The organism is Helicobacter sp. MIT 03-1614 (assembly GCF_000762925.2).
Lineage (GTDB): Bacteria > Campylobacterota > Campylobacteria > Campylobacterales > Helicobacteraceae > Helicobacter_C > Helicobacter_C hepaticus.
In genome coordinates this window covers 141795-165091 of record NZ_JRMS02000004.1, presented here as the reverse complement: position 1 = coordinate 165091, position 23297 = coordinate 141795, and the positions used below count along the sequence as shown (strand labels likewise).

At 35.3% G+C, this 23297-nt stretch carries 22 protein-coding genes and 1 other RNA gene; 8 read left to right on the top strand and 15 right to left on the bottom strand.

Annotated elements, in window-relative coordinates; all coding sequences use genetic code 11:
- Nucleotides 1-177: 177 nt before the first annotated feature.
- Nucleotides 178-1344, bottom strand: a complete 1167-nt coding sequence (locus LS66_RS04130) for a NifS family cysteine desulfurase (protein ID WP_011115406.1) — start codon at nucleotides 1342-1344, stop codon at nucleotides 178-180.
- Nucleotides 1345-1483: 139 nt separating this feature from the next.
- A complete protein-coding gene (gene fliI, locus LS66_RS04125; RefSeq protein ID WP_034366308.1) occupies nucleotides 1484-2860 on the bottom strand; it encodes a flagellar protein export ATPase FliI in 1377 nt (458 codons plus the stop codon).
- 72 nt (nucleotides 2861-2932) lie between these two features.
- Here fliI and tig point away from each other — a divergent pair, with 72 nt between their 5' ends.
- Genes tig through LS66_RS04095 form a run of 6 tightly spaced genes read left to right on the top strand, consistent with a single transcriptional unit; the run spans nucleotide 2933 to nucleotide 8350 of the window.
- A complete protein-coding gene (gene tig / locus LS66_RS04120; protein ID WP_034366310.1) occupies nucleotides 2933-4261 on the top strand; it encodes a trigger factor in 1329 nt (442 codons plus the stop codon).
- Nucleotides 4258-4848 carry an ATP-dependent Clp endopeptidase proteolytic subunit ClpP gene (gene clpP / locus LS66_RS04115; protein ID WP_011115409.1) on the top strand — a complete coding sequence of 197 codons (591 nt, stop codon included), beginning with the start codon at nucleotides 4258-4260 and terminating at the stop codon, nucleotides 4846-4848. The genes tig and clpP overlap by 4 nt, the downstream gene beginning before the upstream one ends.
- A gap of 21 nt (nucleotides 4849-4869) precedes the next feature.
- Nucleotides 4870-6021 (top strand): diguanylate cyclase domain-containing protein, encoded by a 1152-nt coding sequence (locus LS66_RS04110; RefSeq protein WP_034366312.1) that lies wholly within the window; start codon nucleotides 4870-4872, stop codon nucleotides 6019-6021.
- A complete protein-coding gene (gene def, locus LS66_RS04105) occupies nucleotides 5960-6514 on the top strand; it encodes a peptide deformylase (protein WP_371414321.1) in 555 nt (184 codons plus the stop codon). Before LS66_RS04110 ends, def begins: the two co-directional genes overlap by 62 nt.
- A 9-nt stretch (nucleotides 6515-6523) precedes the next feature.
- Nucleotides 6524-8044, top strand: a complete 1521-nt coding sequence (locus LS66_RS04100; protein ID WP_034366317.1) for a YifB family Mg chelatase-like AAA ATPase — start codon at nucleotides 6524-6526, stop codon at nucleotides 8042-8044.
- A gap of 24 nt (nucleotides 8045-8068) precedes the next feature.
- Complete coding sequence (locus LS66_RS04095; RefSeq protein WP_011115413.1) at nucleotides 8069-8350, top strand: metal-sensing transcriptional repressor; 282 nt, start codon at nucleotides 8069-8071, stop codon at nucleotides 8348-8350.
- Between the two features lie 9 nt (nucleotides 8351-8359).
- Here the strand turns inward: LS66_RS04095 and LS66_RS04090 are convergent, their stop codons facing one another.
- The 12 genes from LS66_RS04090 to rnpB form a co-directional block, all read right to left on the bottom strand.
- Nucleotides 8360-9151: a Sir2 family NAD-dependent protein deacetylase gene (locus LS66_RS04090; protein ID WP_034366320.1), complete on the bottom strand. Its 792-nt coding sequence runs from the start codon at nucleotides 9149-9151 to the stop codon at nucleotides 8360-8362.
- A 25-nt stretch (nucleotides 9152-9176) separates the two neighbouring features.
- Nucleotides 9177-10787, bottom strand: a complete 1611-nt coding sequence (locus LS66_RS04085; protein WP_011115415.1) for an NAD(P)/FAD-dependent oxidoreductase — start codon at nucleotides 10785-10787, stop codon at nucleotides 9177-9179.
- Nucleotides 10788-10792: 5 nt separating this feature from the next.
- Nucleotides 10793-11503: a toxin-antitoxin system YwqK family antitoxin gene (locus LS66_RS04080; RefSeq protein WP_050720599.1), complete on the bottom strand. Its 711-nt coding sequence runs from the start codon at nucleotides 11501-11503 to the stop codon at nucleotides 10793-10795.
- A 21-nt stretch (nucleotides 11504-11524) separates the two neighbouring features.
- On the bottom strand, nucleotides 11525-12127 hold the full coding sequence (locus LS66_RS04075) for a toxin-antitoxin system YwqK family antitoxin (protein ID WP_034366323.1): 603 nt from the start codon (nucleotides 12125-12127) through the stop codon (nucleotides 11525-11527).
- Between the two features lie 20 nt (nucleotides 12128-12147).
- Nucleotides 12148-13413 (bottom strand): UDP-N-acetylglucosamine 1-carboxyvinyltransferase, encoded by a 1266-nt coding sequence (gene murA / locus LS66_RS04070; protein WP_011115418.1) that lies wholly within the window; start codon nucleotides 13411-13413, stop codon nucleotides 12148-12150.
- Nucleotides 13414-13429: 16 nt separating this feature from the next.
- Nucleotides 13430-13837 (bottom strand): hypothetical protein, encoded by a 408-nt coding sequence (locus LS66_RS04065; RefSeq protein WP_011115419.1) that lies wholly within the window; start codon nucleotides 13835-13837, stop codon nucleotides 13430-13432.
- On the bottom strand, nucleotides 13830-14660 hold the full coding sequence (gene galU / locus LS66_RS04060; protein ID WP_034366326.1) for a UTP--glucose-1-phosphate uridylyltransferase GalU: 831 nt from the start codon (nucleotides 14658-14660) through the stop codon (nucleotides 13830-13832). The genes LS66_RS04065 and galU overlap by 8 nt, the downstream gene beginning before the upstream one ends.
- A gap of 12 nt (nucleotides 14661-14672) precedes the next feature.
- Nucleotides 14673-16301 carry a lytic transglycosylase domain-containing protein gene (locus LS66_RS04055; RefSeq protein WP_034366329.1) on the bottom strand — a complete coding sequence of 543 codons (1629 nt, stop codon included), beginning with the start codon at nucleotides 16299-16301 and terminating at the stop codon, nucleotides 14673-14675.
- Between the two features lie 21 nt (nucleotides 16302-16322).
- Nucleotides 16323-16622, bottom strand: coding sequence for a YggT family protein (locus LS66_RS04050; RefSeq protein WP_011115423.1), 300 nt, complete (start codon nucleotides 16620-16622; stop codon nucleotides 16323-16325).
- A gap of 25 nt (nucleotides 16623-16647) precedes the next feature.
- Nucleotides 16648-17973, bottom strand: a complete 1326-nt coding sequence (gene gltX / locus LS66_RS04045) for a glutamate--tRNA ligase (protein WP_034366332.1) — start codon at nucleotides 17971-17973, stop codon at nucleotides 16648-16650.
- Nucleotides 17973-18542, bottom strand: a complete 570-nt coding sequence (locus LS66_RS04040) for a flagellar FLiS export co-chaperone (protein WP_011115425.1) — start codon at nucleotides 18540-18542, stop codon at nucleotides 17973-17975. The genes gltX and LS66_RS04040 overlap by 1 nt, the downstream gene beginning before the upstream one ends.
- 90 nt (nucleotides 18543-18632) lie before the next feature.
- Nucleotides 18633-18962: RNase P RNA component class A (gene rnpB, locus LS66_RS04035), an RNA gene on the bottom strand.
- 81 nt (nucleotides 18963-19043) lie between these two features.
- Between rnpB and LS66_RS04030 the strand changes: the two genes are divergently transcribed.
- Complete coding sequence (locus tag LS66_RS04030) at nucleotides 19044-19517, top strand: MarR family winged helix-turn-helix transcriptional regulator (RefSeq protein WP_011115426.1); 474 nt, start codon at nucleotides 19044-19046, stop codon at nucleotides 19515-19517.
- Nucleotides 19518-19519: 2 nt separating this feature from the next.
- On the opposite strand, the gene LS66_RS04025 is transcribed toward LS66_RS04030, so the two are convergent.
- On the bottom strand, nucleotides 19520-20899 hold the full coding sequence (locus LS66_RS04025) for an SLC13 family permease (protein WP_034366361.1): 1380 nt from the start codon (nucleotides 20897-20899) through the stop codon (nucleotides 19520-19522).
- 282 nt (nucleotides 20900-21181) lie between these two features.
- On the opposite strand from LS66_RS04025, the gene LS66_RS04020 reads away from it, so the two are divergent.
- Nucleotides 21182-23269, top strand: coding sequence for a heavy metal translocating P-type ATPase (locus LS66_RS04020; RefSeq protein WP_034366335.1), 2088 nt, complete (start codon nucleotides 21182-21184; stop codon nucleotides 23267-23269).
- Nucleotides 23270-23297: the final 28 nt, after the last annotated feature.

Below are 23297 nucleotides of genomic sequence, written 5' to 3'. Positions count from 1 at the left end.
ATTTTGCTTTTACAAGCTTTTTATTAATAGATTCTAAAGCAGTTTCAAACTATTTGCAGTAGTATCTTTGAGTGATTTTAGTAGCTTTGGCATAAAAGGCAAAGTGAGTTACCTAAGTGGCAATGACCGAGCCTTGAATGAACAATCCACTAAAAGCACCAAAGAGACAATGCAAGGCTAGCTCTCATATGAGCTAGAAATCGCTCTAAGCCTCTGCACCGCTTTCTTAAACACCTCAATAGTGTAATCAATCTCTTCGCTTGTAGTAAATCTACTCAAAGAGATTCTAATAGCAGTATGAGCAAGCTCTTTATCTGCACCAATAGCAACCATAACAGGATTTGCTTCCAAATCCTCGCTTGCACAAGCACTTCCTGTAGAAGCAGCTATACCTGCCTTATTCAAATCCCATAGCATAGCTTCGCCCTCAATTCCTCTTATACTAATGAGTGTCGTATTTGGCACACGATTATCTCTTGTGCCAACCACAAACACATCGGGAATCTCTAAAAGAGCAGATTCTAATCTATCACGCAGATTCTTTACTTGAGAAAGCTCAAAATCAAGATAATCATTCGCTAATTTCATCGCTTCACCCATTGCAATGATATAAGGGACATTGAGTGTGCCGCTGCGTCTGCCACGCATATGCTCGCCGCCGTGAAAAAGAGGAGTGAGCTCAATACCCTTACGAATATATAAACCACCAACACCTTTTGGTCCGTGAAACTTATGTGCACTAAAGCTTAAAAAATCTACCTGTGCACTTTGGACATCAACAGGAATCTTACCAATAGCTTGCACTGCATCAGTGTGAAAAAGAACATTATTTTGCCGACAAAGTGTGCCTATCTCCTCAATAGGGAAAATAAGTCCTGTTTCATTATTTGCCCACATTACACTTACAAGAGCAGTATCTTCACGCAAAGATTCTCGCACTTGTTTGGCAGTAATTGTGCCTTGCTGATTAATAGGTAAATAAGTAACCTCCACGCCAAGAGTTTCTAAAAAGGCACAAGTAGCACGCACTGCTGGGTGTTCAACCTCTGTGGTAATAATATGCCTCTTACCCTTTTTAACAATCTCATCAAAATACACGCCCTTTATCACCCAATTATTGGATTCTGTTGCACAGCTGGTAATAATAATATCATCATTATCATCGGCATTGATACCTTTATAGAGTTTTTCAATTGCTTCTGATATAGCTGCGTGAGTTTGTGTGCCATATTTGTGGAGACTATTTGGATTCCCAAACTTCTCGCAAAAATACGGCTCCATAAGCGGCTTGATACTTGGGTCAAGCATTGTTGTTGCATTGTTGTCTAAATAGACTTGCTTCATCATCTTACTCCTAAAATTGTGTTTGAGTTGCAAATTTAAGTAAATATTATTTTAACCTTTCTAATAAAAACGCTAAATTTTATCATTTTATGATTAATTGATTTGACAATTTCAAATGAAATTTTAGCAAATCCAAAATTTACACATCTTCCATAATATGCAAGAGCTCTTGAAAAGAGCGTTCAAAGCTCCATTGCTCATTCATTTCCTGTTTTAAAAATGATTCCATAAGCGAACGCTTTGTGATAGCTTCATCAAGCTCTTTATCTGCACCTCTTTGGTATGCACCAATGCGTATAAGCACTTCATTTTCCTTAAGAAGCGAATACAATCGCCGAAATTTACGAATAACTTGCAAATGTTCAGGGCTAATAATGTCATTAATAACGCGTGAAGCAGAATTAAGAATATTAATAGGGGGATAAATTCCCATATCAGTGAGGTCACGATTAAGCACAATATGTCCATCAAGGATAGAGCGACTTTGGTCAGCAACAGGGTCACTCAAATCATCTCCTTCAACAAGCACCGTGAAAAAAGCTGTGATAGAACCTACACCATCCTCCTTTCCCGCACGTTCCATTAATTGAGGTAAAAGTGTAAGCACAGATGGCGGATAACCTTTGCTTGTAGGTGGTTCGCCGAGTGCCAAACCAATTTCTCTTTGTGCCATTGCAAAACGCGTTATAGAATCCATAATAAAAAGCACATCATTACCGAGTGATTTGAAATACTCCGCGATCGCCATCGCACTAAATGCTCCATACTTACGCATAAGTGGAGAATCATCACTTGTAGCTACCACAAGAATGGTATTGGTTAAATCATTATTGAGATTTTTATGGATAAACTCTGGGACCTCTCTCCCTCTTTCCCCAATAAGAGCGATTACTTTAATAGGTGCATTTGAACCACGCACTATCATACCCATAAGTGTGGATTTTCCTACGCCTGAACCTGCAAAAATACCCATTTTTTGTCCCTTTCCACAGGTAAGGATTCCATCAATTGATTTTACACCCACTTCAAAGACTTCATTTATCAACCCCCTTTTAAGCGCACTTATAGGCGGACGCATAAGCAGTGTAGTATGAGAAGTATGCAATGCTCCCTTGTCATCAATGGGTTCTCCAAGTGGATTAATCACTCGTCCAAGCATATTCTCTCCCACAGGAATATGCAATCCGTGATTGAGAATCTCCACTTTATCGCCACATTTATGTCCCTCTATAAATGAAAAGGGGCTAATGAAAAAATGTTCCCCTTCAATAGCCATTACCATACCGAGATTATGTGTTTGCATATTATGAGCAAATTGTAGAGATTCCTCTGAAGATTGATTGCATTCTTTCAAAGAAGGTACTTCATAATGCGAGAGAATCTTCACAATATCACCCACCGAAGGTTTTACGCCATTAGCCACTAACATATTTTGCATCACTTTTACAAGATGTCCATAGCTTGGGGAAAGATTAATATTATTTTGAAGTTTTTGTTTGATTTGAGACAATGACATACACAAAACCTACTTTTAAGATTTTTTTGTTAGAATACCAAATTATACTTTTTTATTTTATTAAGGAAAGCTATGAATTTCACAACAAAACGCATAAATAGCGCTAATGCTGTTATCAATGGTAGCATTGCACTCTCTAAAATTGAGGAAAAATTTGAAAAAGTCATCAAAAAAATTGCTAAAAATATAAAAATTGATGGCTTTAGAAAGGGTAAGGTCCCAACGCAAGTGATTAAAACACGTTATAAAGAGCAGATAGATCAAGATGCACAACAAGAAGCAATTCAAGAATTGCTCACCGCTGCACTTAAAGAGCTAGAAATTCAGCCCAATAGCCTTATTGGCAATCCTATGATTTCTCAATTTAATAAGCTTAATGATAAAATAGAACTTGAAATTAAGCTTGGCATTACCCCCACATTAAATCTTGATAATGTTGAGGATTACACACCTGAAGTCAAACTCAAAACAATAAGTAAAAATCTTATTGATGAGCGCTTAGAAGAAATTGCAAAAAATCGCGCACCTCTTAATGAAATCACTCAAGAGAGGACATTACAAAAAGATGATACAGCTCAAATTGATTTTGAAGGCTTTGTTGATGGAAAAGCATTTGAGGGTGGTAAAGGAGAAAACTTCAATCTCGCTATTGGTTCAAATCAATTTATTCCGGGCTTTGAAGATGCACTCATCGGTATGAAAAAGGGCGAGAAGCGCACAATTAAGGTTACTTTCCCCGAGCAATATCAAGCTAAACATTTAGCAGGAAAAGAAGCAAGCTTTGATGTAACGCTCCATAAGATTTTGCAAAAAGAGTTGCCAAAAATTGATGATGAGTTTGCAAAAAGCATTGCAGGCGAAGAATCTAACCTACAATCTTTAAAAGATATGATAAAAGAGCAACTTGAAATGGAACAAAAAACTGAAATTTACAATAAAGAACTCAAAGAAAAATTAGTAGAAATATTACTTAAAAATATTTCATTTGATTTGCCAGATTTAATCGTTGAGCAAGAAATGGATATTTTATTTAGAAATGCTCTTAGTCAGCTTAAACCAGAAGAATTTGATAAAATAAAAAACAATCAAGATGAAGCTAAAAAACAACGAGAAACGCATAAAGATGAAGCACGCAAAAGTGTGCAAATTACTTTTATTATGGACGCTTTAGCAAAAAAATATAATATTGCCATTAATGATAATGAAGTGTTACAAACTATTTATTATGAAGCTATGATGATGGGACAAGACCCAAAAGCAACACTAGAACATTATCAAAAAAACAATCTTGTTCCAGCTATTAAAATGACTATGCTTGAAGATAGAGTATTACACTATTTGCTTGATAAAAAATTTGAAGAAAGCAAGGCAAATACTAATGCTCAAAAGGATAATCAATGAGTAGTTATATTCCTTATGTCATTGAACGCACAGGACGCGGTGAGAGAAGCTATGATATTTATTCACGGCTTTTAAAAGACCGCATAATCTTACTAAGTGGTGAAATTAACGACCATATAGCTTCCTCAATCGTAGCACAACTACTTTTCTTAGAAGCTGAAGACCCAGAAAAAGATATTAATTTTTATATTAATTCCCCCGGTGGTGTTATCACAAGTGCTTTTAGCATTTATGATACAATGAATTATATCCATTCTGATATTAGCACTATTTGCATTGGACAAGCCGCATCTGCAGGAGCATTTTTGTTAAGCTCTGGCACAAAAGGAAAACGCTTTTCTCTGCCAAACTCACGGATTATGATTCACCAACCTCTTGGTGGCGCGCAAGGACAAGCCACAGATATTGAAATACAGGCAAGAGAAATTTTACGATTAAAAAAGATACTTAATGAAATTATGGCTCACAACACAGGACAAAAAATTGAAAAAATTACTCAAGATACTGAAAGAGACTTTTTTATGAGCGGAGAAGAAGCTAAAAAATATGGATTAGTTGATGAAATTTTGACAAAAAGTTTGAAATAATGAATATGAAAAGGGAGAGATATGAATTTAGATGAATTAGATTTAGATGGAAACAATGATTTTTTTGGGAATCTTGATGATGTAGGTTTAGAAGGCGTTAAGAATAAAAAACCAAAAAAAGCAAATACTGCTAAACGAACAGATACAACTAAAAAATTAAATTCTATTTCTAAGCAAGCAATGAAAGCTCTTGAAAAAGATGCAATTTTACCCTTACCTGAAAACTTTGAAGCTTATTTTGAAAAAACTCTCTCGCAAGAACAAGATGAAGAAGTGCGTGAAAGAATTAAAGCGATGGTAGAGAGTGCAAATCACGATTCAAGGCTGATTGCCTTAGAAAAAACCTTTAATGAAAACTTCACCACACTCAAATCTGTGCTTGAACATCTCCTCACACTCTGCAAATATATGTCAGCTATGGAAAACAATACCGAAAAACGGCTAGCTGAAATCTCTACTATTACTAATCCTCTTGGTGCACAAAATGCTATCAAGGTGCTTATAAATGAAATCAAGGGTTTTCATAAACAATTTGTGCTCCAAGCAGACAACATTTCGCGTTCTTATCGTGATATGTATGCCAAATCTTCCAATGTTAAATCAAGTGCAATATATGATACAACATTGGGTATTTATAGTAAATCATTCTTTTATCATACGCTTGAATTTGAATGTGAAAATGGCACAGAATTCCCTCGAAATAGTGCATTGATAGCCTTTACTCCATCAAGGGAACTTGGCGCACAGCTTAATAATCAAAACAAACTTGTAACAACTTTTAAAAATATTGCACGTATTGTCTCAAAAAATATTGGCGCAAAAGACCTCGTCTCTTATTTAGGAGGAGGACGTTTTGCTATGTTACTTAAGAATGTTCAAGCCGATGGAGCAATTAAACTCTGCGAAGAAGTAATAAAAAAATGTAAGCAAACAAATATCTTTATTGGGGATTTAGAGCTTAGTTTGAATATTGTTATGGGCGGGATTGTTTTTGACATAAATAAAACACCCGATTCTATGTTAGAAGAAGCTAAAAAAATGCTTGATGAAGCTTTAGCAGAAGATAAACCTCTTAAATTTGGCAAAACAGGGGCAGGTAGCTCTACAAATAATGATGACTTTGAAATACCCGGAGATGACTTTGGCGACCTTAGCGATTTTGAAATATCCTAATGCACTATTGCGCAAAAAATCTATACCTGTTGAGATTTTTGATGATAATTTACATAACTTCCTTGATGATATGTATGAGACGCTTATAGAAAGCAAAGGTGTTGGTTTAGCTGCTATTCAAGTAGGAAGGGCGGAGCGAATTCTTATTATTAATATTCCGCGTGAAGAGGATAAACAACAATATAAAGAAGATTTGCTTGAAATCATTAATCCCACTTTTTTAACGCAAGAAGAATGTGTAGAATGGGAAGAGGGCTGTTTATCTGTGCCTGATTTTTATGAAAGTATCAAACGATTTGATAAAGTCTCAATCGCTTATAAAGACCGCTATGGCAATGACAGGATTCTCAAAGCACAAGGATTCCTTGCGGTAGCAATTCAACACGAAATAGACCACCTCAATGGTGTTTTATTTGTAGATAAACTCCCTATTTTAAAACGCAAAAAATTTGAAAAAGAACTCAAAAAACTTAAAAAAGAATCTCAAGCCTAAGAATTGGTAATGGTAAATACAATCCTAAGTGCAACAAGCTTCGGCACATCAGCAAAAGTAGTTGAAGTAGAAGCAACTTTTACAAGAGGATTGCCTCATTTTAGTATCACCGGTTTAGCTCATAGCTCTATTCAAGAATCTAAACAACGTGTGCAATCCGCGCTTGCCAATAATGGCATTACTCTCCCGCCGCTTAAAATTAATATCAATCTCTCTCCATCTGACCTTCCTAAGAGTGGTGGGCATTTTGATTTGCCTATTGCGCTCGCATTGCAAAAACAAGGAGAGAATCTTGAACAATGGTTTGCTTTTGGCGAACTTGGGCTTGATGGAAGCATAAAATATCTTGATTCTATATATCCACTTTTGCTTGATATTTCCTTACTCCACCCTCACGCAAAGGTTATTGTGCCTCTTTGCGCTAAAGAATTACTTAGTCTAATCCCCAACCTCACATTTTATTTTGCCTCGCATTTACAAGAAGCTATTGAGCTTCTTAATAATCCGCAATTGCATACAACTTCGCAACCTCAAATGACACATAACACACTTGGATTTAAGCATTTTGAACTTGAAGGAAAAACTTATTTTTATCAAGATGAGTTCGCATCTGATTTTAAACAAGTATGTGGGCAAGACATTGCCAAACGCGCAGCACTCATTGCAGCAGCAGGATTCCATAATTTTATTATGGAAGGCTCACCGGGCTGTGGCAAAAGTATGATTGCCAAACGACTTTTATACATTTTACCCCCTAGCTCTATGCAGGAAATGATAGAAAATGTCAAATCTCAAGCGCTCAATAAGCAAAGCACTCATTATACACCTTTGCGTCCATTTCGTAATCCTCACCAAAGTGCGAGTAAATCAAGTATTCTTGGTTCAGCTACGCAGTTTGAAGTTAAACCCGGTGAGGTTGCTTTAGCACATAATGGCATTTTATTTTTTGATGAATTACCACATTTTAAAAAAGATATTTTAGAATCTTTGCGTGAGCCACTTGAAAACAATAAGCTTGCTATTTCCCGTGTGCATTCTAAGCTTGAATATGACACAAATTTTATGTTTGTAGGTGCGCTTAATCCTTGTCCCTGCGGGAATCTTCTTAGCAAAAATAAACAATGTCGCTGTCAAGAAAGAGAAATTAATCTCTATCGCTCAAAGCTTTCTGAACCTTTCCTTGATAGAATTGACCTTTTTGTCCAAATGAGTGAGCAAGAAGACAGGCAAACACAAGCAGGACTAGATTCTCTAAGTATGCAAAAAATGGTTTTTGATGCTTTTAAAATGCAAAAAAAACGAAAGCAAGAAGTGTTTAATGGCAAACTTGATGAGGCAGAAATTGAGCAATTTTGCATATTAGATATAGATTCTAAGAATCTACTTGACCAAGCGAGTGAGCGTTTTTCTCTCTCTTATCGCGCACAAAATAAGCTCAAAAAAGTAGCGCGCACTATTGCGGATTTAGCCAAAGAGGAGCATATCACTAAAGCTCATTTGCTTGAAGCCCTAAGTTATCGGCGTATTTAAAGAATCTCAGCACAAGGAGAAAAAATGCTTGAACATAAAACGATGCAAAATATACATAAACGGCTTAAAAAAATTATTGGACAGCTTAATGGTATTGATAAAATGATAAGTGATAACGCCGCTTGCCCAGATGTGCTTATCCAGCTTAATGCTGCAAAAAGTGCGTTACACAAAGTGGGGCAAATCGTGCTTGAGGGGCATATCAATCATTGTGTGCGTGATAGTATCTGCGATGAGGCAAACGATATTGACAAAACGCTCAATGAACTTGCTACTGCAATAGAGCATTTTTCTCGTATGAGCTAGCATCTAAACTTAGGAAATAAAAAACTGCTCTAATTCTTGCTCTATCTCTGCTATTGCCTGTGTGGTTGGCTTATAAAAAATTTTATCAAATACAGATTCGGCAATGCTAGGACAATATTGTAAATTATTGAGGATTTTATAGCCAATTCTTGCTCTAGATTCTGCAAAAGCAAGAATAGTGCTAATATCTACCACATTCCCGCTTGTGCCGATGACCAACACGCAATCTTTACTTGAGAGCTGCGAAAAAATATCGTGCATAATCACATATTTAGGTGCACGCTCATAAAAAAATACAATAAAAGGCTTAAGCTTTCCATAATCACAATTTGGACAATTATGTGGCTCAAAATGAGTATATCCTATATCAAAGATATGCTCACATTGAGGACAAATGATTTTGCATAATTCCCCGTGGAGATGTATGACATTACTCACTCCTGCACGCTCTAGCAAATCATCAACATTTTGCGTGATATGGATTACTTCAATAGGATCTTTGTGTTTTTTCTTTGCAGAAAGTGCAATGCGAGGCTTATTTAAAATCATAGGGAGTGAAGCAAGAAATTTATGCATAGCATTCGGTTGCACTTTGCCTAATTCCTCACGCCTAAGATTATAGAATCTATGCACAAGTTCAAAATTATCTAGCCAATTTTCATAATTACATACTTCCATAGGATCATATTGTGCCCATAATCCACCATTATCTCTAAATGTTTCTAGCCCAGATTCTGCGCTTAATCCTGCTCCACTAAAAACTACAAGTTTGGCATTTTCACTCCTAAAATATTGATACAAAAGCGTATTCCAGCTATTGTTTGCTTTATTTAAAGAACTCTAATCCATTTAAAATAATATAAATAAATATACACACAAAAGCAATAATACAAGTTCTACGAATGATATATTTCCACTGCGGTTCAATAACGTTATATGCTGCCATATATCCACTTATTAATACTCCGGTAAAACCACCACCCGGGAAGGCATAAGCACCTGTAAATAACAGATTTTTAATTGTCTTTGAAAATCTCGCGGCTCTGCCTTTTCTTAAAAAACTATTATTTGCATAGCCATAAGCAGTGCCTGATGGAGTTTTTATATATCTTTTAATAGTTTTTGGTGTTGAAATTTCATAATATTCTATATATTCTTTTAAATCAGGAAAATATTTTTCTGCCTTTTTAAATAAGTCTTGTGCTAGTTTTTCTTTTTTTGCAATATATTCTTCTTTTGGTAAATTTTCCCATTCTTCAAGATATGATGCGCCACAGAAGACACCAACACTTCTTTTATCATCATCTTTGATATGAAGTCCAGAATCTATTACACCATAATCTACAAAAACAAACCCCCTATCTTGAATATTTTTATGTCTTAATCCTTCTTTCATTTGGATAAATGGTTTATTAAATTCACCATCATTATAGATAAAAGTAGAATGGGTATGGTTTTTATAAATTTTTTTTAAATTCTGTTTAAAAACAATATAAATGGTATATAAGGATACAGATTCTTTAAGCTCTTCAAGGCTTTTATCCTTATATTCCTCATCAACCATATTCTCATAAAGCATAGCAGGAGCACAATTTGCTATTACATATTGAGAATCTACTGCCATTTGTTCTTGTGTGCGTTTATTTTTATATATAACACCCTTTGCTTTTGCTTTTTCTACAATAATTTTTTCAACATTGCACATTGTTTCTACTTTCCCGCCATTTTCCGTAATTATTTCAGCAAGTGCAAGGCTTAATGAATAACTACCGCCCTTAATAAATTTTGCACTATTATAGTAATTATACTGGGCAAGAGCGTGATAATACCAAGAAAGTTCATAAGGATTATCGTGATAATATACAAAATTCACATTTAATAATCTTTTTAATGTATCATCTTTAATTATTTTATCTAGTATTTCGCCAACAGATTTTTGATGAAAGAAATACTTAACAACTCTTGGAAATTTGATTAGAGGATATGTTAAAAATTGAAAAAAGTTCATATCATAAGAGATTTTTCCCATAGTATAAGCAGTGTTTTTTAAAATATTAAAATATTTTTTTATGCCTTTTTCTTCACTTGGAAATTGAGAAATAAAATATTTTTTAGCTTCTTCGATTCCTTGTGGCACTACATATTTTTTATTCTTATCAACAACTCCCCATATTTCGGGCAAACTGATTAATTCAATTTTTTTATCAAGTTCTAAAAAATCAAATAAATCTCTTTTAATATCATATCCATATTTACCATAATCCATTTGATGCAAACCCACTTCAATATGAATATCCTTTCTTTTAAATATCGTAGCTGCACCGCCAAGGATATAATGCTGCTCAAGAAGTAAAACTCTTTTTTGCTTTTTTGCTAAAACAGCCCCAGCAGTAAGACCACCAAGTCCGCCTCCTATAATAATTACATCATAACTCATATTTATTATTTTATCTCTTTATCATTCACATAGCGCACTTCACGCACAACCTTACCATTTGAATCTAATTCTTTTGCTATGCCCTCTTTTTTGCCTTGCTTATATTGAAGCTGATACCAAAGTTTCCCTGATGTGTCATAGATATTCATTTGTCCCTCTTGCACACCATTTACAAAATTCATCTCACTTTGAATATTGCCATTGGCAACATCAAAAATACGACACAATCCGTGTAATTGCCCTGCACTATAATATGCTTGATAAATAAGAATGCCCTTTTGACTAAAAAGCTCAAATATACCCTCTCTTTTGCCTTCAACATAAAATGCCCTCTGTGCCATAGTGCCATTAAGATAATACAAAGTCTCTTTTCCGTGCTTGATTTTTGTTCCGGGCTTATAAGTAATCTCTGCCTTAAAAGTGCGTCCATTATCCTGCACTTCCTCTGTGCTCTGCTCTCCGGTAATATTTTCAAGTTTCGCTTGAGAATAATGGGGCTTTTGGTTTGATTGTTGTATTTTAGGGATAGAAGTTTTTTGCTGTGTGCTCAAAGAAGTGTGTTTATTTTTTGTAGAACTTTGGTTTTGTATTTGAGAATCTTGTGGCAAAGCAACTTGCTCACCCACACAACCTCCTAATACTAATGCGCTTATAACACCCATAAGCACTAATTTTCGACATACGCTATGTTTAATTCTACTACACCAAATGTCCATCGCCCCCCTCCTCTATAATACTTAATAACAAGTTTGCCAACGACAATTTTTCTCCTCAATCATTGTGCCTTTTTCATCATAATGCTTCATCCATTGCTTCTTACCTTTTTTATAGAGTGTTTCATATTGTAACATACCATTTTTATCAAATTCTGCCCTAATGCCCTCTCGCTCATTATTCTCATAAGTAAAACTCTCTTGCAATACGCCAGATTCATAATATTTTTTGCCCTCGCCTTCACGCTTATTAAACTTATATTCTTGCTCACTTTGCACTTTGCCATTAGGAAAATAAAGTATGCGCTTTCCTTCCTCTTTTCCCTCATTATAGTAACGCTCTTCTTTAATTGTGCCCTCAAGGTAATAAGAACTCACTTTCCCCTCATATTTATCTTTATCATAAGATGCACGAAAAATTACCACACCATTAGGCGCTTTTTTTATTTGAGTGCCACATTTCATCGTTGTGCCCTTACAATATTGCGTTCTGATGATAGTAGGAGATTTTTTATCGCCTGTATAGGAGATTCTCACATCATATTCTGCCGCATCTGAAGCAAAGGCAACGCCAAATGCTAACATTTTATATATTAAGATTAAGAATACGACTTTTACCACCTTCACTTTCTCACTCCTTATAGAATCTAACTTTTTAAGCGCACGATATTTACACCCAAATGTTGTAACTTGTGTTCAAGTCTTTCATAACCCCTATCAAGATGATAGATTCTATGGATATTGGTTGTGCCCTCACTTACAAGTGAAGCCACAACCAACGCAGAACTTGCACGCAAATCTGTCGCCATCACATCAGCTCCAAGTAATGGGCTAATGCCTTTAATTGTAGCGTGATTACCCTTGAGCGAAATATCTGCACCCAATCGCTGCAATTCACTTACGTGCATAAAACGATTTTCAAATAAACGCTCTTCAATCACACTTGTACCCTCACATTGCGTGGCTAGTGCCATAAATTGTGCTTGCATATCGGTAGGAAATCCGGGATATTCGGTAGTGATGATTTCAAAAGGTTTAAGGCTTTGCGCTGGAAGTAAAGTTAAAGAATGCTCGCTTTTATTAAAACCAAAGCCAATTTCCTCTAATTTATCAGTAATAGCGCTAAGATGATTGTTTTCAACATTCTCTAATGTGATAGAAGAATTTGTAATTGCACCAGCGCAAAGATATGTCCCTGCTTCAATTCTATCGGGTATAACACAAATAGGCGCAAAATTGAGCAATTCTCCACCTGTGCCATAAATAATAAGCTCATTTCCCCCAATACCCTCAATTTTTACACCACTTTGAGAGAGAATCTCACATAATTGCACAACTTCAGGTTCTTTTGCAGCATTAATAATATGTGTTTTGCCTTGTGCTAGGGCAGCTGCCATAATCACATTTTCGCTTCCAGTAACGGTGATTTTATCAAATAAAATATCTGCGCCTTTTAAGCCTCCTTTAGCTTGAGCAATAATATATCCACCTTTAATTTGAATATCCGCGCCCATTTTTTCCATTGCTTTAATGTGTAAATCCACAGGACGCGCACCAATAGCACACCCACCGGGCAAACTTACCTCGCAATAGCCAAAACGCGAAAGAAGAGGTCCGAGCACAAGAATAGAGGCGCGCATTTTACGCACAATATCATAAATAGCACGCGTATGCACAATATTTTCAGCAAGACAAGTGAGTGATGTTGGCTTATGCCAAGTAATATTTACACCCAAATGTTCCAAAAGTTTGGCTAATGTCTTTACATCGGCAACATCAGGGAGATTATTAATTGTTACTTCATTTTGACTAAGCAATGTCGCAGCAAGAATAGGTAAGGCAGAATTTTTTGCACCAGAAATACTAACGCTACCTTGAAGTGTAGGGCTTTTGGTAATTTGTAAATAATCCATAATGTAAAATCCTTTATTATTTATTCTCTCGTTTTTGCAAAGCTTTGCCAATAGCTTCTTTGATATTCGCCTTATTTTCAGGATTTGCTTTCTCAAGGTTATCTTGAAAACTCACAACTTCCTCTACTTCCATCAGATTCATATTAGCTGCAAATCGCGAAATCATATCAAGCCATAGACTATGCTCACTTGCATCTTGAGGTTGTGTTTTATAATTTTGCAAAAACTTTTCAAATAATGCTTTAAGTTTATCCTTATCATTAGTCCATTTATCAATCTCATTTGAAAGCACCTTTAAAGAACTTTGTTTAATTGTGGGTTTGTCCTCTTCAAGTGCAATAGCAAAAAGCCCACTAAAAATAATAGGTAAGCATAGCAAAAAAAAGCATAACCAACAAATAACATAAAAACTAAGATTAAACATTTGCGTTTAAAGCCTGATAAAAATCTATAGTTGCTTTAACATAGCCATCAATACTCCCGCAATCATAACGTTTGCCTTGAAACTTATATGCTAATACGCGTCCCTTTTTACTTTGCTCTAAAAGTGCATCAGTGATTTGAACTTCTCCCTTTTTTCCCGGTTTTGTAACTGCTAGAATGTCAAAAATATCAGGTGTAAGAATATAGCGCCCAATAATGGCAAAATTGCTTGGAGCTTTATCTATGCTTGGCTTTTCTATCATATTACTCACCTCATATACACCAGATTCTATCTCCTCTCCCTCAATAATGCCATATTTATCCACATCACTTCTTTTGACTTCTTCAATAGCGACAATGCAGCATTGATATTTTTTATACAACTCTACCATTTGAGCAAGCACGCCTTTACCTTGTGGGTTAATACATAAATCATCAGCGAGAATGACCGCAAAGGCTTCTTTCCCAATGAGATTTTTGCCTTTTAAAATAGCATCTCCTAATCCTTTCATTGCAATTTGGCGCGTATAAGAAAATGTGCAAGTATCTGTGAGATTGCGAATCTCATTTAATAATTCCTCCTTATCTGTGCCTGATATTTGATGTTCTAACTCATAACTCACATCAAAATAATCTTCAATAGCACGCTTACCTCTTCCTGTAACAATACCTATGTTACAACAACCAGATTCTAGAGCTTCTTCTACACCATACTGAATAAGTGGCTTTGTGAGTATGGGTAACATTTCTTTGGGCATAGCCTTTGTTGCGGGTAAAAATCTTGTGCCATATCCTGCAGCTGGGAAAAGACATTTGTTTATCATAAAATCTCCTTATTAATTTACAAGTGTTTGTTTTAAATAATTTTCAAGATTGATATTATTCCCAAAGCTTGCTTGATAAACAATATAATTTGCCAATACTCTAAGTCCATAATCACGAGATTCTTTATAAGGAATAAGCTCCATAGAAAGCCACGGCTCATAATCACGTTTTTTCAAAAAAAGAGTTTTACTCTTAAGTGTGCGACGTAAAAATCCTGGACCACCATTATAGGCATAAGAAACAAAAAGTGGGTGTTTAAATTCACGCGATAAATCATTAAGATAAAATGTTCCAAATTCAAGTGCAGTAACGGGGTCAAACATATCTTCTAAGCTGATATTATCACGTTTTAAACTTTTGGCAAAAGGCTGCACATTAAAGGGCATAATCTGCATCATACCAAGCGCATACGAAGTTGAAACAAGGGCTGGCAAAAGTATGCTTTCTTGCTTAGCAACAGCATAAGTAAAGGCTTTTTCGTGGTCATTTTTCCACTTGATTTTATTGCTAAAGGGAGTAATAAAATAATGAATCTTAAATCTATTAAGCTGATTAAGCATATAAGCAAAATGTGCGCTTGTATCCTCATAGGCAAAATGCTTACTTAATTCTTTTAAATCTTTATCGCTTTTAATTTGAGCAAGATTTTCTTTTAAAAGCTGCCATTGAAAAGGGTCTTTAATATCAAATTTGGGTTTTTTAGGCGAGAGATTCTCTAAATGTGTAACGACTTGATAACTTGGCTCAACGCCGAGTTTTTGATGTGCATAAATCGTATATAAATCTACATTTGTGCTTGCCCCAAGAGTTTCAAGCACTTTATTATCATTACTCAAACGATATTGCCAAAATAATGAACGATTTTTCTGCATAGGCGTTGTAGCATTTGAATATGAACGCTTAAAGTATTCAAGTGCTGCTTTTGGCTTTTGGTGTAAAATTTCATTTAGTCCTAACATAAAAAGCGTATAAGAATCTGCTCCTGTGATATTTGCTCCTATAAGGGATTTTTTAAACTTATCATAGCTTTTATCCTGTGTAATAATAATGCTTTGAAGCATATTGTTAAAAGCTGTATTGTTTTCATCAGCAAGCTTTTTAAGTGCTTGTGGCTTAATATCTTGATTAAGAATCTGTGTGCGCTGATTTACCCTTAATGCACGATAAATGCTAGCAAAAGTTTGCGCATCACTATTGAGCATACCCGTAAGAATATTAGGATTGATTAAAATCTCAATGCGTTTTCTAAAAGCTGGGTCATTTTGAAATTTTTTGAGTAAAAAATCTTTGTTTTTTTGTGGCATAGAAGGAATATTAGCAAGGTTTAATCCAGCTTTAATGCAGGAAAGATCTTGAGTTTTAAGCTTATCAAAACTCAAACGCTGACAATAAAGATTACGTGGAAGCTCACTTACCTTTCCCTTAGCACTCATAAGACTATCTAGCTTTGAAGTTCTACGAAAAATAAGTTCATAAGCTTTAAGTGCATCTTTAAGGCTCGTTTGCTCATCAGAGAGAAATTGCCAAATATAAAAATCTCTTGCCAAGCCCTTAGGTTTAGATTTTAAAAAATCAAGCGTAATTTCTGTATGTGCATAACTTAAAACACAGCACAAAAACAATAATACAAATACTCTCATAACTTTCTCCCCTTGTGTTTGCTAGATACTAAGTCTTGCTGCATATTGCATAAGAATCTGCACGAGAGATAAATCAATAAATTTAAGCACTACTGCCGCAATTAAGGGAGAAAAATCTATACCATTAATAGTTGTTGGTATGATTGAACGTATTTTTGCATAAAATGGTTGGGTAAGGCGGTTAAGCACTTGCACAATAGGGTTAAAAGGGTCAGGACGCACCCAACTTATAAGTGCAGCAATGACAATAATCCACACATAGAGATTTATCAGCATACTCACAATCGTAGCTACTGCGCTTAAAAATGTGCCTAAAACCATTCCTTTATTCCTTCCTTAATTGGATTTACTTGCTTAAACGCACAATATCACGCAAGAAAAAGCGCAAATATGGATAGATTTCACTCAACTCTAAACCTTGAGTTTGCCCCGTAAGAAGTATCCGTAAAGGTTTAAAAAACTTTTTACCCTTAAGAGAGCTTTTTGCCATAAGTGCATTTTTAAATGTGTCATAGTCATTTAAAGATTCATCATAAGATTCTATCATTTGATGCAAAATATCATAGAGAATTTTACACTCATTTTCAAAATTTTCACCCTCTTCATTTTGGGCAATACATTTTGGGCTAAAAATACGTTCTATTTTAGAGCGAATCTCATTTAAAGTGCTTGCCTCTTGCAAATGTAGTTTTCCAAGTGCCCCTATGGAGCTATCTTTGCTATCAAGCAAAAGAGCAAATTCTTGTTCATTGAGCATTTTGAGATGCTCTCTATTCAAAAAACGAAGTCTCTTAATATCAAATTTTACAGGCGATTTGGCAATATTTTTAATATCAAACCAATTATAAGCATCTTGAAGTTTAAATACTTCTGTAGGTGTGTGATTTCCCATTGAAATAAGATAATTCATAATAGCTTGAGGTAAAAACCCCTCTTCAAGTAGCCAAGCTACTGATGAAGCATTATCGCGTTTGCTCATTTTACTCCCACTCTCTCCAAGCATAATAGGCAAATGCGCGTATCCTAATACCTTATCATAACCTAAAGCGCGATGAATAAGAATCTGACGAGGTGTGTTACTTACGTGGTCTTCGCCACGCACAATAAAACTTATATCATAGAGCATATCATCAATTGCGCAGGCAAAATTGTATGTAGGGATACCATCTTCTTTTAAAATTACAAAACTATCTATTTCGTGTGCCTCAAAACGCAATGTGCCTTTGATGGCATCTTCAAAACTAATAGCCTCACTTGCTCCTCGAATACGCACCACAGGCTTAGTGTTACTTGATTTTTCAATTTCTGCCCAAGAAGGATCATAACGAAAAGGTTTTTTTTGTTCTTTTGCCTCAAGTCGTTTGGATTCTAAAAACTCTTTAGAACAATAGCAATAAAAAGCCAAATCCTTTGAGATAAGATGCTGTGCAAGCTGACGATGACGTTCAAAATTGCTACTTTGATAAACAAGATTATCCCATAATAAACCAAAAAGATTGAGTAAATTAAGAATCTCTTTGTCTTTATCTACAATATTACGCGCAATATCTGTATCCTCAATACGAATTAAAAATTTTTGATTTTGCTGCTTGGCTATGATGTAATTAAAAATGGCAGCTCTTAGATTCCCAATGTGCATATCACCCGTAGGAGATGGAGCAAAACGTAGCATTATCTTCCTTTAAACATTTGAGTAAATGCTTGCGGATTAAACTCCTCAAAATTATAACCATTCTCTTGCTTAGGATTTGTAGGTTCTATCAGAGCTTCGCTTAAATCAAGGAGCATTTGAGTGATTTCATTTGTTTTTTCCTCTACATAAGAGATAAACGAATCCATAGGGGTGTTTGCGCAAGATGGTGTATGTGATGTGCTTTCACAAAGCGACATAGGATTATCAATCGTGATAGTATAAGTTTTTGTATTTAAATGCGTGTGTAGCTGCGTATCAAAAAGTTTAACACCCATAAATGAAGTATTATTTATAATTTCCTGCATAGCACTTTTAACTTGAGCAATTTGTATATCTTGACTTTGAATATCTACACTTTGAGCAAGCTTGAGGAGCTTTTTAAGAGCAATAGAGGCACTTTGGAGCGCACCTATAAATTCATTTGCACCTTTAATATCCTCACTAAATCTATGGATAGCTCTCGCACTTTGGGCAGACATAGGTTGCCCCATTTCATCAGTAAATTGTGCGTTTATATGTCTCTGCAGAGTAGATAAAATATCTTGCATTTTTAACCTCATCACATTTTAGAGTTATTCATTTTAAGCATCTTTTGTTCCATAATAAATTTTAAAGAAAGTTAATGTATCAATGTAATCAAAATAGGCATAGCGATAAGCCGAGTTCTGTCGTGGGTGGCTATTTATCTAGGATATGTTTCACAACATATCTCAAGCGAAGAATTTATTATCTTAAGACTTTAACCATATTCTTCTTGCTACGAATTGGGTTTGCATAGACGCCTAACATTGCTGAAAGACCGGTGAGCTCTTACCTCACCTTTTCACCCTTACCTTAAGATTCTATAAGGCGGTAATTTTCTGTTGCACTTTCCCTTAGGTTACCCTAGCCATTCGTTAAATGGAATCCTGTCTTTGTAGCTCGGACTTTCCTCTTTTGTAATCAAAAGCAACCACCTACTATGCCTAAGCGTAAATTATAGCAAATTTTGTTATAATCAATGTCTATATCTGTATTTAAACTCAGCTTTTAGAGGATTTAACTCAATAATGGACACACAACACTTTATCGGTCATCAAGTTGGAGAGACTGCACGATACTTACAAATGTTTTTTATTAATGAACTTAAAACTTACCAACTTAGTTTTGAACAAGGAATAATTCTCCTTATGGTTTCAGAAAATCCACATACTTGTATTAGCCAAATTGCCAAAGGATTAAACAAAAATAAAGCAACTATTTCTCGCGAAGTCAATTCTCTTGTTAAAAAAGGATTCTGTATAAAAAATCAAACATCTCATAACCAACGCACTCTATCCCTTACTCTTACTGCAAGCGGCAAGAAAGCTGTTTCATATATGAAAGAAAAAATCAAAAAAACAGAAGAACTTCTCCGAGCACAATGCTCTCAAGAAGAAATTGATATTTGTTTTGACATACTGCATCGCATTCGTCTCACACTTCAATCAAGCTTTAAAAAGCAAAAATTAACGGGGGGGGGGGCAGATTCTATTTCTACATAAAGTTACCCCAAAAACCATCGCCAGTAGATAAAAGCAAAAATTGGGACAGCTACAAGCCCTACAAGGCTTAATAAAAAACCAAATCTTACCATATCCCACGCTTTAATATTGCCTTGAGAGAAAACGATAGCATTAGGTGGCGTAGATATGGGTATCATAAAAGAAAAACTTGCACAAATAGTAAGAGCAAGCATTGTAATTGTGGCTTCATTGCTAACTAAAAATGACTGCGTAGCAGTATAAACAATAGGGAGCAAAATTGCAATGAGTGCAGTAGTATTTAAAAAACCTGTGGCAATAAGCGCACATATACAAGCTAAAAATAAAAATATGATAAAAGGCAATCCCGAAAATTGTGTAAAAAATCCTTCAAAGGCACTACTAAGTTCAGATTGAGAAAAAGCAGTAGCAATACAAAACCCTGCGCCAAATAAAAATATAAGCTCATAGGGGATTGATTTAGAATCGTCCCAATCTAAAAAACCAATTTTTGGCACAAACATTAAAAGTCCAAAGGCAAGCAAAATAATATTTTCATTCAAGCCTAAGCCATTATAAAAAGGTTTGATAGGAGAATTAATAAAAAGAAGCACAAGGAGTGCAACAATAAAAAAGAGGAGACGTTTATGTGCAGAGCTCACTTCCACATCAGCAAAAACATTTATCTCTAAATGATATTCATTCGTATTGCGCGAAAGGATATAAATCATTGCATAAAGCATAAGGCAAGTTAATGGTGCCATCATAAAAATCCAAGTGGTAAAGCTTATACCATCAAAACCCAAACGTTCCAAGAATCCTAAAAATATCAAATTAGGTGGAGAACCAATAGGTGTAGTAATACCACTAATGCTTGCACCAAAAGCGACTGCAAGTAAAAAACGCATTTTTAAAAAATAATCTTGCGTGATTGAGAGTGCGATAGGCAGGAGTAAAATAGCAGTTGTAGAATTTGAAAGTGCTGTGCCTAAAACCACAGAAGCTAATCCAAGCGCAGATATTACACCTTTTGGAGTGCTTGGAAAAAGCCCTAAGAATTTTTTAGCTATAACACGATGTAAACCAATTTTTTCCGTCGCAGTCGCCAACATAAAACCACCCAAAAATAGATAAATAATAGGATTTGCATAATTTTGTGTAGCACTTTTAGTATCTAAAATCCCAAAACTTGGAAAAAGAATGATGGGCAAAAGCGAAACGACCCCTAAGGGTAAAGCTTTGTTTGTCCAAAGCGTAACAAGCAAGGCAATAATGCCAAGAAGCGCTGAAACTTTAAAAGATGCTTCAAGATAGAATCTTGCTAATGCTGCAGCTATTAAACCAAGCACAAGAGCTACTACCATACCGATGACTATTTTAATAAAACGCTCTTGCTTTGGCATCTCTTGTGTAAGAATCTCTTCTGTCTCCTGAACATCTTGTATATTTGTTGTATTATCTTTTTTTTCTTGTTCGTTTGTGGATTGTTCTTGTGGTTTTTTTCTTCTTCCTCGTGGCACAAATGTCCTTAAATATATTGAGTTAAAGTGTAGGATTATATCACAAAATATTTCAACCAATCCTTTTTATTCTGTTCTCATTTATTTTATACATATACCCCCTATATGTATATTTACAAATTTATGCCATAATCATACTTATTTATAGAATATAAGGATTTTTTTATGAAGCAGCATATTCTTATACTTAAAGGTATTGATTGCGCAAATTGTGCACAGCGCATAGAAGATGCACTCAATGCACTCCCAAATACAAAAGAAGCTAATATTGATTTTAGCACGAATATGCTTTATATCTATACAGATAATCTCACAAAAGTTATACACACTATCACACACATAGAACCACAAGTGAGCGTATTAGAAACATCTTCATCTTATATCTCTCCACTACAAGAAGATACAAAACATTCACACGAATTACTCTCTATAAGTATTTTTATAGCTATATTCATCTTTTGTATGGCTGCACTTCATATAGATTCTCTATATATTCCTCCCATTGTTGCTTATATTTTACTTGGTATAGTTTATATAGGTTCAGGAATACCTATATTTAGCGCAACTTGGAGAAATTGCAAAAATAAACTATTTTTTGATGAACATTCCCTTATGCTTTTTGCCACACTCGCAGCATTGTGTATTGGTGAGATAAGCGAAGCTGTAGCAGTTATGCTTTTTTTTCGTGTAGGTGAATTTTTAGAATCTCTTGCAGTGCAAAAATCTAAACGCTCTATCAATGCACTTTTACAAATTATGCCTGATATAGCACACAAAAAGCATAATGACACTTTACAAGACTTGCACCCACAAGAATTGAGCGTAGGAGATATTATCGTTATTAAGGTAGGAGAAAAAATCCCCACTGATGGCATAGTGCTTAAAGGAAAAAGTTATTTAGATATGCGCTCAATTAATGGAGAAAGTGTGCCTGTGAGTATAAATGAGGGGCAAAGTATTATCGCAGGAGCAATCAATACAACTGCTATGCTTGAAGTGCGCGTAGAAAAACCCTTTAAAGATTCTCATATTGCTAAAATTGCCAAGCTTACACAGGAAGCAAGCGCAAATAAAGCCAAAACGCAAAAAGTAATTACTTCTTTTGCTCGTATTTATACGCCTATTATTTTTTTTCTTTCTCTAAGTCTCGCTCTTATCCCACCTCTTTTTGATGAACAATGGCACGAATGGGTTTATCGCGCACTTGTAGTAATGATGATAAGCTGTCCTTGCGCACTTGTTATTGCTGTGCCTTTGGGATATTTCGCTGCCATTGGGCAAGCAAGTGCCAAAGGGATTTTATTTAAAGGCTCAACTTACCTTGAAACCCTTGCTCAAGTAAAAAATATTATCTTTGATAAAACAGGAACGCTTACGCTTGGCACATTTGAAATTCTTAGTATTGTGCCAAATGAAGGCTACACGCAGCAAGACTTACTTGAGATTGCTTCATTAGCAGAACAAAACTCAAATCACCCAATAGCTACTTGTATCAAAAATCACCTTAACACAATGTGCCATATAGAATCTTATGAGGAAATAAGTGGTAAGGGTGTGCGACTTTTGAGTGATAAAGGGGAGATTCTCGCAGGAAATGCTGCGCTTATGCAGGAAAATCATATCTCCTTTACGCCTATACATACACCCCATACAACCATATATGTCGCACTTAAAGGAACTTATGTGGGGCATATCCTTATTGGAGACAAAATTAAAGAGGGAATAAAAGATGATTTAAAAATGCTCAAACACTATGGTATAAAACATTTCGCAATTCTTAGTGGAGATAATCAAACTAATGTAGATTGCCTTGCTAAAGAGCTAGGTATATCTCACGCTTATGGGAATCTTTTACCCGCACAAAAAGAACAAAAACTAGCTGAATTTATGGAACAATGGCAGGAAAAAATTGCATTTGTGGGTGATGGCATTAATGATGCAATAGTGCTTAGACGCAGTGATGTGGGCATAAGTATCAATACCGGAGAAACTAGTAATGATATTAGCAAAGAAAGTGCGGATATCATTTTACAACATAATTCGCTTCAAGGGCTTGTGCAAGCATTTAAAATCGCTCATCATACACGCTCTATTACTTGGCAAAATATTAGCTTTGCACTAGCAAGCAAACTCGTGCTGATTATTTTGGGTATAATGGGCATAGCAAATATGTGGCTTGCTGTATTTGGTGATGTTGGCATAGCACTTTTAGCACTTTTGAATGCTATGCGCCCTCCACGCTCTAAAAATTAAGCCTTTGCATTCCAAGTATGTTTTCTTT